The following is a 13688-nucleotide window of genomic DNA, read 5'->3' on the forward strand; positions in this document are numbered from 1 at the left end:
AACAGATGAGAATAAAAATAAGTAATTTAAATGAATTAACTGATAGTCGTGAGATTTTAGAATCCAAACCACATCCGTTCGTATCAATCTTTATTTCTATTTTGGTAATTATATTAATTTGTGCTTTAGCTTGGAGTTACTTTGGTGAGATAGATACTGTTGCCAAAGCGAATGGCATAGTACGTCCTAATGAAAAAGTGCACACAGTACAAGCGCCTATAATTGGAAAAGTTCAGGAACTATATATCAAAGAAGGTCAAAAAGTAAAAGAAGGAGAACCGCTATTTTCCTTAGAACAAAAGGAAGTTTTAAAAGAACTAGAGAATAGAAAAGTGGAATTAGGACAAATCGAGGCGGAATTAATCCTACTGAGCAAATATAAGGTGAGTATTCAACAAAGAAAGAATCAATTCTCCAAGTCAGAGGAGAATGAATTAAAATATTTAAAATTGGTAGATCAATATATTGCGAACTATAAGCAGCTAGAAATAGACTTTCAAAGTAATTCTATTGATGTAGAACAGAAAAGAAATGCTTTAGAACAATCTAGTCAAAAGGCTGATATTAAAATACGTGAAAATGAGAGAACTTTCAAAAATGAAAAAAATAAGTATGGGGTAGAAAAAGGATTACTAGAGAATAAAATTAGTCAAATAACTCTTGATTTAGAAAGTGAGAGAAAACTAAAGAAATCAATTATTACTAAACAAAATCATTTAAAGCCAGATGATTCAGTACGTAATTCCCAATTGGCTAATTATCAAAAAAAGTTCGATCAATTAACTTTAATAATGAATGATAAAGAAAAAATATATAACAGATCAGTTGAATTAGGTGAGCGTTTTGTTCCTAGGGCTCAGATGGAAAATGAAAAAACACAATATGAAAATGCTTCTTTAGAATTAGAGAAGTTTGTAAAAAATACCGTTTTAGACATTGATACAAATATCAAAACTTTGGAAAATCAACTTAAACAGGCAAAAACTGATTTGGAGAGCTTAGACAAAGTAACTGATTTAGTTATAAATAATGACGAGCTAAAACTAGAAAAGCAACATTTAGCTGAGAGTATACAAGATATAGAAAGCCAAGAAGGCTTATTAAATGAAGGTATACAAGTATCACTGAAAAAGTTTGAGCTAGATAAAACTGTAGAAATAAATAGTCTTATTGAAGAGGAAGAGAATAAGAAAAAAGCTATACAAGAAAATATTGAGCAGCTTGAAATTTCCTCAAATAAAGGTGTAGTTAAAGCATCTACTAGTGGAACAATCAATGTTATTAAAGAGATTAATGTTGGAGAATTTCTTCAAGCGGGAGAACCTATTTTATCTATTATTCCTGATCAAGAATCTCAATATAAAGTCACTTTAGCGGTACCTAATCAAGAAATAGGTAAAATAAAAATAGGAGATAAGGTTAATTTTCATTTTACAGCTTTTCCAAAACAAAATTTTGGTTATTTATCAGGGGTAATTTCTTCGATTAGCCCAGATTCAGTGATTGGTGAAGATGGCTTGAGTTATTACACAGTGGAAGCATCTCTTACAAGTAAATCACTTAGTAATAAAAAAGGAGAAAATGGAGAAGTTAAGGTAGGTATGACAGCGGAAGCGTCTGTCATTACAGATTCTAAAAAAATTCTATATTATCTGTTAGAGAAAATAAATCTTATAGACTAGAGGTATAAGTTATGCAATTAAAGTGTGTTGTACCTTATTTTTTTAGCATTCTATTATGTATGTTTTGCTTATCAACGACAGCTCAAGCAAAAGGAAAGGATACTATAGAAACGATTACTAAAGAAGAGGCCGTAGAATTAGCACTAAATAATCATGGAAATATAAAACTTTTAGAAGCTAAAATTAAGGCATTAAATTCGCAACACAAATATATCCAAGATGAATTAAAAGAGTTAGATAACATTCATAGTCCTACAACAAGTCATCTCCCTACTGATCCTAAGTATTTTCTTAATCAGTATCCGGAATTTGACCAATTAGCCGATGAAGAAAAAGAGGCGATTGGGCAATTAATTACTACACAGATTTTGATTAATACAACATTGAATCAATTATTAGAAGGACAGGCGATTGCAAGAAATCACGAATTACAAGAAAAGATAAAATTGCAACGAGAAGAATTAAATAAGGCTGCTAAAGCAATAGATGCTGATAAAAATAAAAATACTATCGAAGTAGAACAAACAAGGGAAGCTATTAAGCATTATATTTCTCAAAAATATATTAACCTTTTATTACATGATGCAGAAATTAAGCAAATAAAAAAAGAAATATCATATATTCAAGCTGATATCGGGAATTTTTTGATAATGCAAGAGCATGGAATAATGAGTAATAAAGATGTTGAGAAAAAGGAACGTGAAATTGAAAAATTAGACCAGCAGCTTAATAAAAAAGGAAGAGTCTATCATTTTTACTTAGAGGAGCTAAAACTAGAGATTGGGTTACCATATAATCAGATGCTTCGTCTTCAATCAATCGACAAAAAAATCAATAAATTACCGATAATGGAGTTAGAAGGCGAAGTCGATAAAATGTTCAATGTTCGAAAATTAGAAGAAGATATCTTGTTAGCAGAGAAAAACTATAGTAGTACAGAATCTAACAAGACAAATTTAAAAGATTATTACTATCAAACATGGCAAGTAGCTAAATATGAAAAGGAAAATCTGATAAAGGAAACAAAGGCTAAAATCAAAAAAATTTATTTTGAACAAGAAGAAATATTTTTGCATTTGAATGACTTGCAAAAAGCCAAAGAGTCTTTAATTGCAGATAAAAAAGATGTAGAAATACAATATAATGCTGGAGTGATTACTAGTATAGAAGTAGAGAAAATAGATCGAGATATTCAGCGAATTGAATCAGATATAAACATATATAAATACGAATACTATATTCTAAGAGAAAAGTATACGCAAGCATTAAACGGATATATAGAGTAATTATGTATATAAAAATAGCATATTAGGAAGTAATTTACTAACATGCTATTTGCATTTCCGATTATTGGACTTTAAGACAAGTTAAAAAAGGGGGAATTACCATGCCATATCACCAAGCTTTAGAGCGCTATATTGAGGCTACAAATTCCCATGATTTTAATAACGTAAAGGAATTTTTGCATCCGCAAGCAGTGTATTGGTTTACCGATAAAACATGCACAACAGTAGAAAAAATAGGAGCTTATTTCAACAATGCGTGGGAATTGATAAAAGAAGAAGTATACTCGGTTACCGATATACAGTGGCTCACAGTTGATGAACAATCAGCTACCTGTATTTATACATACCATTATGAAGGCTATCATAACGGAGAATTTGTATCAGGTAGCGGGAGAGCAACGAATATTTTTACGGTCTTAAACAATGAATGGAAGTTAATCCATGAACATTTAAGCAGTTAAATTATTTTTATTACTAAAGAGTAGGGTCCATAATAAACAATGGGAAATCAATTTGGCCGAAACTGCAGATTTTCTACTAAAATGAAGCGAAGGAGCTAAGGGATTTGTGTCACGATAAACATCAAATAATCTCGCATTATAAAAGATCTATCATATTTGTGGAAAGTTTAGCAGGTATAACTGAAGAACAATGGCGTACCCCTATAGAGCCTGGGAAATGGACGGTTGCAGAGGTCATTGGACATCTTACACCGTGGGATGAATTTGTGTTAAAGCAACGTTTACCGTTTCTTTTTATAGAGGGGAGCTTACCAAAAGGTCCAGATGTAGGAGAGATAAATGCTTGTGCAGCAAGGAATAGCCGTGCACAAAGTAGAGAAGAAACGATAGCTAATTTTATCCATCAGAGACATCAGTTAATTGACGCGCTTTATGAAATAGTGGATGAACAATGGCAGCAGCCTTTTACTATAGGTGCTTCAGAATTAACACTTTACAGTTATTTTGCTAGTTTAGAAGATCATGATTTGCATCATTTTTCTCAAGTACAAAAAGTTTTAAAGAATATAGAGGCTATAAAATGGATATCAAGCATTTAATCGATTACTATGCACATGCGTCTGTAAAATTTACGGATGTTTTTACAAATAGGATGGAGCCAGGCCAAGTAGACAAAGGTCGAACAACAGCCCCGGGGAAGTGTGGATTGGTTGTGCCTCTTGCTGGTAACGCTATATTTAGTTTTAACGGTACCCCTTATGCAATGGAGCCAGGTATGGTCGTACATGCAGGGCCACAAATGCCAATCGAAATTAAAGCTTCTGATGATAAAGGATGGGAATACGCAGTTGTTCATTATCAACTTTCTCCCGAAGAGTCAATTTTATATCCATTATCAACTCAGCACTTTTTAATCAATACAGGCTATCATACTAAAATTATTGACTATGTACAGCAGTTAATAGAAAGTCAAGCAATGCCGGGTAATATATCAATATTCAAAGCAAAGACTCTATTTATGAATCTTTTGGAAGCCATTCTTATGTCGGCAAAAGTGAAGGTGCTCGATACGGCAAGTGACCAGATGGAGCAAGCTTTACAGTATATACATGAGAATTATGCTACAGAACTTTCTGTTTCGAAAATTGCTGAAGAATTTGGCGTGGAGCGTCGTAGGTTTGCCTATTTGTTTGAACAGCATACAGGGATGAATCCTAGCGTCTACTTAACGGAATATCGTATCCGACGGTCGAAGGAGTTACTGAAATATGACGATTCGCCAGTAGCGGAAATAGCAGAATGTGTAGGTTATATAGACTGCTTTTATTTCAGTCGAGTATTTAAAAAATGTACTGGAATGTCGCCGACAACATATCGAAAAACAATGCTTGAAGAAGCTAAATACTTATAAAAAAGTTGTTTCTTTAAAAAGAAGCAGCTTTTTTTGTGCTCGGAAATCGGCAAAAGTCCATGTGATTCGTGAAATCGTCCATTCACAACTGATTTCCTCTTTGTTAGGATAGTATCCGTAAATGATAATAGATATCAATTAAAAAAATGCTATTGACTTATAAATGAAAATGATTATCATTATCAATATAATCAAGTTCGTTAGGGGAGAATATCGATGAATAAATATTTTAAAATGTGTGCTCCTGCTCTATTAGCTCTATCTTTGGCTGCGTGTGGAACGGATAAAGCAGAAGAGTCATCAACATCTACAAATAATGCAGAAGAAACTAGTGCAACAGAAACGCAAACAAATCAAGCGAAAACACAAACGATTACATACTTAGGCGAAAAATATGAAATTGCCGCAGATGTTAAAAATATTGTAGCTGCAAGCTTAGAGTCTATGGAAGATGCGGCAGTGCTTGGTATCAAGCCTGTTGGTGTGCTTGATATCGGTGGGAAAATTCCAGCATATCTTGCTTCTGAATTAGAAGGTGCCGAGCTTGTTGGAAATAAAATGACACCGAATACTGAAGCCATTCTTCAACTTGACCCAGATGTTATTTTAGGTTCCTCAAAATACCCTGAGGAAATGGCTGAAAAGCTTAATAAAATTCAAACGATGATTCCGTATTCACATGTCTCTACAAATTGGAAAGAGAACTTAACGTTACTTGCACAGCTTTCAGGGAAAGAAGATGAGGCAAAAAAAATCATTGCAGATTATGAAGCGAAGGTTGCTGATTCCCAAGTGAAATCTAAAGAGCAATTAGCGGACAAGCAAGTTCTAGTTATTCGAGTACGTGGCGGCATCATGTATATCTATCCTGCAGGCGTTTACTTAAACCCTGTTCTATATGAAGATTTAGGGGCTCCAATACCAGAGGTGTTAAAAACTGCAAAGGCACAGGCTGAACTATCTCTTGAAACATTAGCCGATGTTAATCCTGATGCTATTTTCCTTCAATTCGAGGAATCAGAAAATGCTGACGCACCAAAAGCGTTAGAAGAGCTACAAAAAAATCCGATCTTTACAAGCTTAAAAGCATCACAAAATAATCAAATTTTCGTGAATGCCATTGAACCTTTAGCACAAGGTGGTACTGCATGGTCTAAGGTGAAATTCTTAGATATCGCAGCTGAAAAATTACTTAAATAGTATAAAGAGGCTGGTAGTAGATTTGGTGGTATCACCAGGCTATTACCAGCCTTTTATAAGTTAGAGGAACTCAGTCTAAGAACGCCACGTCCTGTGGCAATGACTGAGTGGCCAACATCATGTTGTGTTGCTGTCGCTTCGCTTTCGCACAGAAAACATTTGTTGGCCCAACGCCTCCGGACGCATTGTTTATCCGCGCGACAGCGGCAAATGTTTTCTGTAGCGACGGCTACAATTACGTCGAGGCATATTTGATATAGAAAAAGGTGTGGAAGTTGAAAAAAACAAACATTGTAGCATTTTCAATATTAGCAGCTTCTCCATTCCTAATTGCGATTGTGGCATTAGTATCCGTTATGTACGGCACGAAAGACATTAGCGCAATAACGGTATGGCAGGCGATTACTGCGTTTGACCCTTCGAATGTGGACCACCAAATTATACGAACAGGACGTATTCCTAGAATTGCAGCTGTTTTATTGGTTGGAGCATTTTTAGCAGTAGCTGGCGCAGTGATGCAAGGTATTACACGAAATTATTTAGCGTCCCCATCATTAATGGGCGTGAATGATGGTTCTGCATTTGTGATTACGTTAGCAATCGTATTTTTCCCAGGGCTTCCTAATTACCAAATGATTTTACTTTCTATGCTCGGTTCAGCATTAGGCGCAGGGATTGTATTTGGTTTTGGCTCTTTAATTCGCAATGGTTTATCACCAGTAAGGCTTGCCATTATTGGGACGGTCATTGGTACGTTTTTAAGCAGTATTGCTACAGCTATTGCGATGTATTTCCAAGTATCACAAACGGTAAGTGTTTGGTATAACACAAAGGTCCATATGGTGGATATGGATATGCTCATGCTATCTATTCCATTTGGGTTAGTTGGTTTAGTGCTTGCATTATTATCAGCTAAGGCTATTACGATCACTTCATTAGGAGAAGATATCGCTATTGGACTTGGGCAAAAAACAAAAGCCGTGAAAATAATTAGTATGCTTGCCGTTGTATGTTTAACAGGAACGGCTGTTGCACTTGTAGGAAAGATTGCCTTTGTAGGGTTAGTTATCCCTCATATTACACGTTTCCTTGTTGGCGTAGATTACCGCTTTATCATTCCGTGTGGAGCTGTAGTAGGTGCGTTTTTCTTAGCGCTTTGTGATGTGCTCAGTCGCTTTGTTAATTATCCATTCGAAACTCCAATCGGCGTCTTAACGGCATTGGTCGGTGTCCCATTCTTCTTATATTTAGTTCGTAAACACGGAGGTGAAAAACGTGCGTAAAAAAACCTCAAGTGTATTCGTAATGACTGTTTCAATATTGGTGTTATTAATTTTTGGTGCAAGCTATCTCCATCTTACAAATGGTGTCTTTGATATGTCGGTGATGGATATCTTAAAAACATTGCTACGAATTGAGTCGAACCCTAAATTTGATCTTGTCATTTTTGAATTCCGGTTACCACGTATTGTCATTGCAGCATTAGTCGGTGTTGGCTTAGGAATGGCGGGGGTTGTGCTACAAGGTATTACGCGTAATGGCCTAGCAGACCCTGGGATTCTAGGGATTAACGCTGGTGCCGGTGCAGCAGTGGTCATATTTATGTTTTTCTTTCAATTACATCTTACATCAGCAGATATGAGTAGCTGGTTATCTATTTTGATGATGCCGATTTTTGGGTTTGTCGGTGGTGCGATGGCCGCTGTGTTAATTTTCTCATTTGCCCTAAAAAATGGCCATTTAGATATGCAACGGCTAATTTTAACAGGGATTGCGATTAATAGTGGCTTCGGAGCATTGTCATTATTTTTATCATTGAAAATGAATGCTCAGGATTTTGAAGCTGCTGCAGTTTGGATGGCAGGCTCCATTTATAATGCAAACTGGATTTTTGTTGTGACTATGCTGCCGTGGCTTATTTTATTAGGCTTTTACGTTTATCGGAAATCATATTTGCTCGATTATTTTCAATTAGAAGAGGATAGTATTACTAGCTTAGGGATAGCGGTAGAAAAAGAGAAAATGAAGTTGTTATTGGCGAGCGTTGGCTTAGTCAGTGCCTGTGTATCAGTATCAGGTAGTATCGGTTTTATTGGATTAATGGCACCGCATATTGCTAAACAGCTTGTAGGTATACAACATCGTTACGTCATGCCAGTAAGTGCATTAATAGGTGCGGGATTGCTTATTGCAGCTGATTTTATAGGAAAAACAGTATTTGCGCCGTCTGAGCTGGCAGTTGGTATTGTTGTCTCGATTATCGGGATTCCATATTTCTTATATTTACTAGTGAAATCGAAGGCATAGGGGGAAATCGTATGCAAACGGCATTTAGAATGGAAAATTTGGCTTCTGGCTATGAACAGGTTCGTGTGTTTGAAGGCTTAAATTTAACAATAGAAGAAGGAAAGATTACGACTATTATTGGCCCTAATGGATGTGGGAAATCTACACTTTTAAAAACAATTGGTCGTATATTAAAGAAGCAGCAGGGGACGGTTTATTTACAGGACCAAAACATGCAAAATTTATCGACGAAGGACATTGCGAAAAAGCTAGCTATTTTATCACAGACTCCTATTGCACCAGGTCAGTTAAAGGTTGAGGAGCTCATTGCTTATGGTCGTTATCCACATCGAAATAATGTGAATCGCTTAACAAAAAAGGATGAGGAAATGATTGAATGGGCTTTAAAGGTGACAAATACGATGGAGTACCGAAATCGAGAGCTTTCTCAGCTTTCTGGAGGTCAACGCCAACGTGTATGGCTTGCAATGGCCTTGGCGCAAGAAACGAGTATTTTGTTGTTGGACGAACCGACAACTTATTTAGATATGGCACATCAGTTAGAGGTGCTAGAAATTGTGAAAAACTTAAATGAGCGGCATCGTTGTACGATTGTTATGGTATTGCACGACATTAATCACGCGGCGCGATATTCTGATCATTTAATCGCAATGCGACAGGGGGCTGTAATGAAAACGGGAACACCTGAGGAAATTTTATGTGCAGATGTTATGCGTAACGTATTCAATATTAATGCACGTATTATTCAAGATCCAGTTACGAAAACACCCGTATGTTACGGCTATGATGTTATGAAGGAGACCGACAAATGATTGAGGAGAAAGCACTTGATTATGTGACGCAAGAAATTGTATCGAAGTTTACGGATTATACGTATACGGTAAATATCTATGTACCGAATGGAGAAGTACCGGAAGGAGGCTTTCCAGTCTTATACGTATTAGATGGATCGTCTTATTTCCATCTTGTTAAGGAAGCGGTCCGCCTACAAAGTCGCAATGCACCTAAAACGGGTATTTTGCCAACTATTGTTGTTGGAATTGGGCATGGTGTGGACATGCATGAACGCCGGTTTTATGATTTTACAGGACAAGCCGAAACGTATACGTATCCTGCAAGATTTAAAGGTAAGGGCCATGAGAAACATGGGGGAGCAGAGAACTTCAGTACATTTTTAGAGGAGGAATTGAAGCCAAGTATTCAGGCTCAATTCCCTGTAAATATGCTGCAGCAATCACTGTTCGGGCATTCATTAGCGGGCTACTTTGTGCTTTGGCAATTATTCCATCATCAAGCAACTTTCCAACGTTATATAGCGATTAGCCCTTCTATTTGGTGGAATGAGCATGAACTATTCAGTTATGCTTCAAAATTTATTAAAGAGCGTCCATTTGCTTATGAAAAATTATTCATTGGTGTGGGGGAACTTGAAACCTTTATGGTGGATGATGCTCAACAAATTGCGAGCGATTTAGGAAAAATTATGGACATTGCGTTTTATGAAGCGTTGGAGGAAAATCATGCATCCGTCGTCCCAACGGTAATGAGTAAAGCCATTCGTTTTGTGAATAAAAACTAATAGTACAAACAACCGCATTATCTTGTGATGATGCGGTTTATTTTTGGATAAAAATTGATTGTTAACTAGAAGAACTGTATTTTTCTGAATACTCTGTAACAATGTGTGTAGAAAAATCGTTTCATAGGAAAGAGCCATGATTATAAAGGGGAGATGAAGTGAGGCGATGTATAGTTTTATTTTCAGTGTTGTTGTTTTTAGTAGGCTGTACAATGAATGAGAAAGCAGTTGCTCTGCCAGATGATTTGCCTGACTTTGTGCAAGAAAGTGATTTTAAATCAATTGATTGGGACAAAAAGGCTGTTGAATTTGGAGACAGAGGTATTATTGGTAACTCAAATAAATCAGGTGTTATTGGAGTCGATATGCCAAGTTTAAACACTCAAAAATGGATGTGGCATGTTTGGGGTATTGAAGAAGGACGTGATAATCAATTAACAATTGTCGGGTATCACAAAGATTCTAACACCATACATCCGATTTTAGTAAATGGTTGGAATATAGGACTTAGTGGATCTGTTAATGGTGCAGATGCACATGCACCTTCAAATGTGAAGATCCCGAAACCTGGGGACTGGGCAATTTTACTTTATACGAATGGGAGCTATTTTGATACGTTAATTTATGATATTACTGAATAAAAAATTAATATACCATATAATGTGACCCTCGTTTTGTAAGATAAAATGCTTACAAAATGAGGGTTTTACTTAGAATGATAAATGTGAATAGCGTGAAAAATATAAAATTGGTAATATGAAAATTAAGAACATAGAAATGGAGGATAGCTACATGACCGATTTTCGATATCCAATTGGACAATTTCAATTTCCGGAAGTAATGACAGCGCAGCAAGTAAAGGAATGGATAGAGGATATTCGTCTATTACCGACGCAACTAGCAGAGGCACTTAACGGAGCAAGTGAACAAGCCTTAATAAAATCTTACCGAGAAAATGGCTGGACGGTTACGCAGCTTGTCCATCATATTGCAGATAGTCATATGAATAGCTATATCCGTTTTAAGCTAGCTTTAACAGAGGATACTCCAACAATTAAACCTTATAACGAAGTGGAATGGGCACAGCTTCCGGATTCGGAAATGCCTGTTTCGGTATCTTATAAATTGATTGAAGGCTTACATGCACGCTGGGTTTATTTGCTGGAAAGTTTAACAGCAGAGCAAATACAACGAGCATTTTATCATCCTGATTCAGGCTTGATGACACTTGAAAAAGCTGTAGCCTTATATGCTTGGCACGGGAAGCATCATCTTGCTCATATTCAGATGGCTTTGGCGAAATAAAGGCTAAAATTTTTGTATTTAAAAATAGGCGATTTCTTGATTTGAAGAAATCGCCTATAATACGTTTAAATTAATTTTGAGTGTTTTCAATTTTTGAACGGGTGATGATACTGTAGGCTAACTTTTATCTAAGTCAATAGTATCTCTTATACAATATTGATTCCTGCACTTGCGTTACCAGCAAAAGTAGTAATAGCTGTTGCTCCTGTAGTAGTCATGGAGAACACCATTAGTAAACGATCACCAGTATTTACTGGCACTGAAACGTCTGCATTACCACTTGCAATCGTACCTGCTATTATTGATAATAATGGTAAACTTGGTAATAGGTCAACGAATGCTGCAGTAGGGCTGAAAACATTGCTTCCTGGAACTGCGCGGTAAATTTGTGCTCTGACTGTTGCTGTTCCTGCTACGGCTAAAACGACAGTTGATGCGATTGTTGCAGAAATAGATGTAATAGTACCAGGACGTGGAACCGTAAAAGCTTCTGTGGCACCAACGGCTGTTAGATCTATATTAATGCCAGCAAGTGTTATCCCTGGGACAGCTGTACCGAATCCTACAAGACTTACAGTAGTAATTAAACCAGAAATAGCGGATACTAAAATAACAGGTGTTACTCCTGATGAGTATGCGATAATTGAGCCTGTTGTTGGTGCTGGTGTAGTAATACATGCAGCGTCGACCGCTACGAAAGGTCCGAAATTTTCACATTCATTATTATTAGATGAGCAGCCGCACATAGAATTATTCATACACATTTTTACACCCCCTTTCTTCATTATTCTATTCAGCTAAGATTGGGGGGGGAGGGCAATTATCTAATTTGTCGTTTTTATATGTGGATATTTTGAAGCTTCTTTAGAGAAGCTTTGGCATTTTACGGGTACTAACTAATGGGACTTATTTTTTCAATTGACATAAAAAAAGTCCAATATGTATTTTCATACTTATTGGACGTGTTCTGTATTCTTATCCAGTTTTATTAAACTCTGTAAACCACTTTTTAAACTAACTCCATTTTCGAAAGAAATTGAAAAACAAAGAGTTCTTTTCTTTTTTTTGCCCTTCTTCAGTTACTTCTTCTTTTAACTCAGGTTGTTTGTTTACCTCTTCAATTTGTATAAAGGTTTCATCTTCTTCTATCTTAGCTTCAAAGACTTCAATTTCGGTACTTTTTAAAGTAGGGGATGTATTTGTGTCGTCTTGCTTAATAACAACTTTAGAAGCTAAAGGAATGACAGGTTCCTCAGCTGCTTTAGAAGCTAAAGGAATGACAGGTTCCTCAGCTGCTTCAGAAGCTAAAGGAATGACAGGTTCCTCAGCTACTTCAGAATCTACAGGAATGGCAGGTTCCTTAACTACTTCCGAAGCTTCAGAAATAGCAGGCTCACTTGTTATTACAGAGCTAATTTCATCTATAGTAACAGTGTTGTTAATTTTTTCGAGTTCTCCATAATTAACTAAATCATTTGCATTAAGGTCATTGTCAGTGGAATTATGGATTTCGGTATGCGGTAAAGTATTAGATTCATAAACACTAATAGGAATTTCCTGTACATTCGTTGCGTTTTTAAAATGGAAGGTGGATTCGGTAATGGTATTTCTATATAAACCATTATACATTTGGCTTGGATGAGTATTTATTGATTGAAAATATTGTTGATTAAAATGGCGTTCTTCAGGTACATTTCTTTGATTTTCATTGTGAGCAGAAGGTATACCATTGTTTACATCTAATTGTGCATTAATTGCTTTACCGGCCAGACTTTGTAGCATTTTATAAGATGGCTGTTTTGATGTATTCGCAGGTTGGCTTGTTGTCTGTGTAATGATCAGATCCCTTTGAGCACTGTTAGCAATAAATTTAGATGTGTTTTCAGTTTTAGGTGTAGTGGTTGGAGCTTCAGTGTTTTCAATAATGAGTAATTTGTTTAAAACCCTTAGTATTTCTTGATTCATTTCCTCAATCGTTTGATTCAGAGACTCAATTTGTGCCGATAGAAGTTTTATCTGCTCCTCATAGCCTCCGATGTGTGAATTTTGCTTATCATCTATTGTTTCAGTTAGCCCTTCTAAAAGTGCCATTTGCGTTTTAATCTCATCAAAATCCATTTTCATAAATAAATAATCTTCAATAGAAGTTCCTGTTTTTAATGAAGTTAACGTATCCTTGTAGGCTTCTATCTTTTGTTTCAATTTTTCAATGTCTCGAGTGGAGTATAATTTTAAATCTTCCATTGCATTTCACCCCTTTCAGTCCATTAATATTTTATTAAAAATATTTACTTTCTGTTACAACTATACCGGTCCTTTTAAACATTTTAGTTTCTCTTTAAGAAGAGGAGATGTAAGCAAAAACGATTCATACTGATACGCAAGTATTTTAATAAAAATCAGAACGAATTACTTTTTAGCCCATGCACTTTTAGTCAGAAAACATAAGATACAAAC

General features: G+C 35.9%; 14 protein-coding genes. 12 read left to right on the forward strand and 2 right to left on the reverse strand.

Annotation, left to right across the window (positions count from 1 at the left end; all coding sequences use genetic code 11):
- Positions 1-5 precede the first annotated feature (5 nt).
- From ACFTQ7_RS10930 to ACFTQ7_RS10985, 12 genes are all read left to right on the forward strand, one after another.
- The gene (locus ACFTQ7_RS10930) at positions 6-1682 is read left to right on the forward strand and encodes a beta-barrel domain-containing protein (protein WP_386828691.1); all 1677 of its coding nucleotides are present in this window, start codon (positions 6-8) and stop codon (positions 1680-1682) included.
- An 11-nt stretch (positions 1683-1693) separates the two neighbouring features.
- The gene (locus ACFTQ7_RS10935; RefSeq protein ID WP_386828693.1) at positions 1694-2968 is read left to right on the forward strand and encodes a TolC family protein; all 1275 of its coding nucleotides are present in this window, start codon (positions 1694-1696) and stop codon (positions 2966-2968) included.
- A gap of 101 nt (positions 2969-3069) precedes the next feature.
- On the forward strand, positions 3070-3429 hold the full coding sequence (locus ACFTQ7_RS10940; protein WP_386828695.1) for a YybH family protein: 360 nt from the start codon (positions 3070-3072) through the stop codon (positions 3427-3429).
- A gap of 104 nt (positions 3430-3533) precedes the next feature.
- Positions 3534-4028 carry a DinB family protein gene (locus ACFTQ7_RS10945; RefSeq protein ID WP_386828697.1) on the forward strand — a complete coding sequence of 165 codons (495 nt, stop codon included), beginning with the start codon at positions 3534-3536 and terminating at the stop codon, positions 4026-4028.
- Positions 4010-4840, forward strand: a complete 831-nt coding sequence (locus ACFTQ7_RS10950) for a helix-turn-helix domain-containing protein (protein ID WP_386828699.1) — start codon at positions 4010-4012, stop codon at positions 4838-4840. The genes ACFTQ7_RS10945 and ACFTQ7_RS10950 overlap by 19 nt, the downstream gene beginning before the upstream one ends.
- 216 nt (positions 4841-5056) lie before the next feature.
- Positions 5057-6040, forward strand: coding sequence for an ABC transporter substrate-binding protein (locus tag ACFTQ7_RS10955; RefSeq protein ID WP_386828701.1), 984 nt, complete (start codon positions 5057-5059; stop codon positions 6038-6040).
- 275 nt (positions 6041-6315) lie between these two features.
- The gene (locus ACFTQ7_RS10960; RefSeq protein ID WP_386828702.1) at positions 6316-7323 is read left to right on the forward strand and encodes a FecCD family ABC transporter permease; all 1008 of its coding nucleotides are present in this window, start codon (positions 6316-6318) and stop codon (positions 7321-7323) included.
- Positions 7324-7345: 22 nt separating this feature from the next.
- Positions 7346-8347 (forward strand): FecCD family ABC transporter permease, encoded by a 1002-nt coding sequence (locus tag ACFTQ7_RS10965; protein WP_483869438.1) that lies wholly within the window; start codon positions 7346-7348, stop codon positions 8345-8347.
- A gap of 11 nt (positions 8348-8358) precedes the next feature.
- The gene (locus ACFTQ7_RS10970) at positions 8359-9159 is read left to right on the forward strand and encodes an ABC transporter ATP-binding protein (protein WP_386828704.1); all 801 of its coding nucleotides are present in this window, start codon (positions 8359-8361) and stop codon (positions 9157-9159) included.
- Positions 9156-9926: an alpha/beta hydrolase gene (locus tag ACFTQ7_RS10975; protein ID WP_386828706.1), complete on the forward strand. Its 771-nt coding sequence runs from the start codon at positions 9156-9158 to the stop codon at positions 9924-9926. Before ACFTQ7_RS10970 ends, ACFTQ7_RS10975 begins: the two co-directional genes overlap by 4 nt.
- Before the next feature lie 212 nt (positions 9927-10138).
- Positions 10139-10567, forward strand: coding sequence for a hypothetical protein (locus ACFTQ7_RS10980; protein WP_386828707.1), 429 nt, complete (start codon positions 10139-10141; stop codon positions 10565-10567).
- A gap of 151 nt (positions 10568-10718) precedes the next feature.
- On the forward strand, positions 10719-11231 hold the full coding sequence (locus tag ACFTQ7_RS10985) for a YfiT family bacillithiol transferase (RefSeq protein WP_386828708.1): 513 nt from the start codon (positions 10719-10721) through the stop codon (positions 11229-11231).
- Positions 11232-11377: 146 nt separating this feature from the next.
- On the opposite strand, the gene ACFTQ7_RS10990 is transcribed toward ACFTQ7_RS10985, so the two are convergent.
- Positions 11378-11995, reverse strand: coding sequence for an exosporium glycoprotein BclB-related protein (locus ACFTQ7_RS10990; protein ID WP_386828710.1), 618 nt, complete (start codon positions 11993-11995; stop codon positions 11378-11380).
- 250 nt (positions 11996-12245) lie between these two features.
- Complete coding sequence (locus ACFTQ7_RS10995) at positions 12246-13475, reverse strand: hypothetical protein (RefSeq protein ID WP_386828711.1); 1230 nt, start codon at positions 13473-13475, stop codon at positions 12246-12248.
- Positions 13476-13688 lie beyond the last annotated feature (213 nt).

Origin of the sequence: Lysinibacillus sp. NPDC056959 (assembly GCF_042674095.1) — a bacterium.
In the GTDB taxonomy this organism is placed as follows: Bacteria; Bacillota; Bacilli; order Bacillales_A; family Planococcaceae; genus Lysinibacillus; species Lysinibacillus zambalensis.

Bases quoted from the DNA above. Each gene is read 5' to 3' on its own strand.
- ACFTQ7_RS10930 (WP_386828691.1), top strand. From the start codon at position 6: ATGAGAATAAAAATAAGTAATTTAAATGAATTAACTGATAGTCGTGAG.
- ACFTQ7_RS10935 (WP_386828693.1), top strand. From the start codon at position 1,694: ATGCAATTAAAGTGTGTTGTACCTTATTTTTTTAGCATTCTATTATGT.
- ACFTQ7_RS10940 (WP_386828695.1), top strand. From the start codon at position 3,070: ATGCCATATCACCAAGCTTTAGAGCGCTATATTGAGGCTACAAATTCC.
- ACFTQ7_RS10950 (WP_386828699.1), top strand. From the start codon at position 4,010: ATGGATATCAAGCATTTAATCGATTACTATGCACATGCGTCTGTAAAA.
- ACFTQ7_RS10955 (WP_386828701.1), top strand. From the start codon at position 5,057: ATGAATAAATATTTTAAAATGTGTGCTCCTGCTCTATTAGCTCTATCT.
- ACFTQ7_RS10965 (WP_483869438.1), top strand. From the start codon at position 7,346: ATGACTGTTTCAATATTGGTGTTATTAATTTTTGGTGCAAGCTATCTC.
- ACFTQ7_RS10970 (WP_386828704.1), top strand. From the start codon at position 8,359: ATGCAAACGGCATTTAGAATGGAAAATTTGGCTTCTGGCTATGAACAG.
- ACFTQ7_RS10975 (WP_386828706.1), top strand. From the start codon at position 9,156: ATGATTGAGGAGAAAGCACTTGATTATGTGACGCAAGAAATTGTATCG.
- ACFTQ7_RS10980 (WP_386828707.1), top strand. From the start codon at position 10,139: ATGAATGAGAAAGCAGTTGCTCTGCCAGATGATTTGCCTGACTTTGTG.
- ACFTQ7_RS10985 (WP_386828708.1), top strand. From the start codon at position 10,719: ATGACCGATTTTCGATATCCAATTGGACAATTTCAATTTCCGGAAGTA.
- ACFTQ7_RS10990 (WP_386828710.1), bottom strand. From the start codon at position 11,995: ATGTGTATGAATAATTCTATGTGCGGCTGCTCATCTAATAATAATGAA.
- ACFTQ7_RS10995 (WP_386828711.1), bottom strand. From the start codon at position 13,475: ATGGAAGATTTAAAATTATACTCCACTCGAGACATTGAAAAATTGAAA.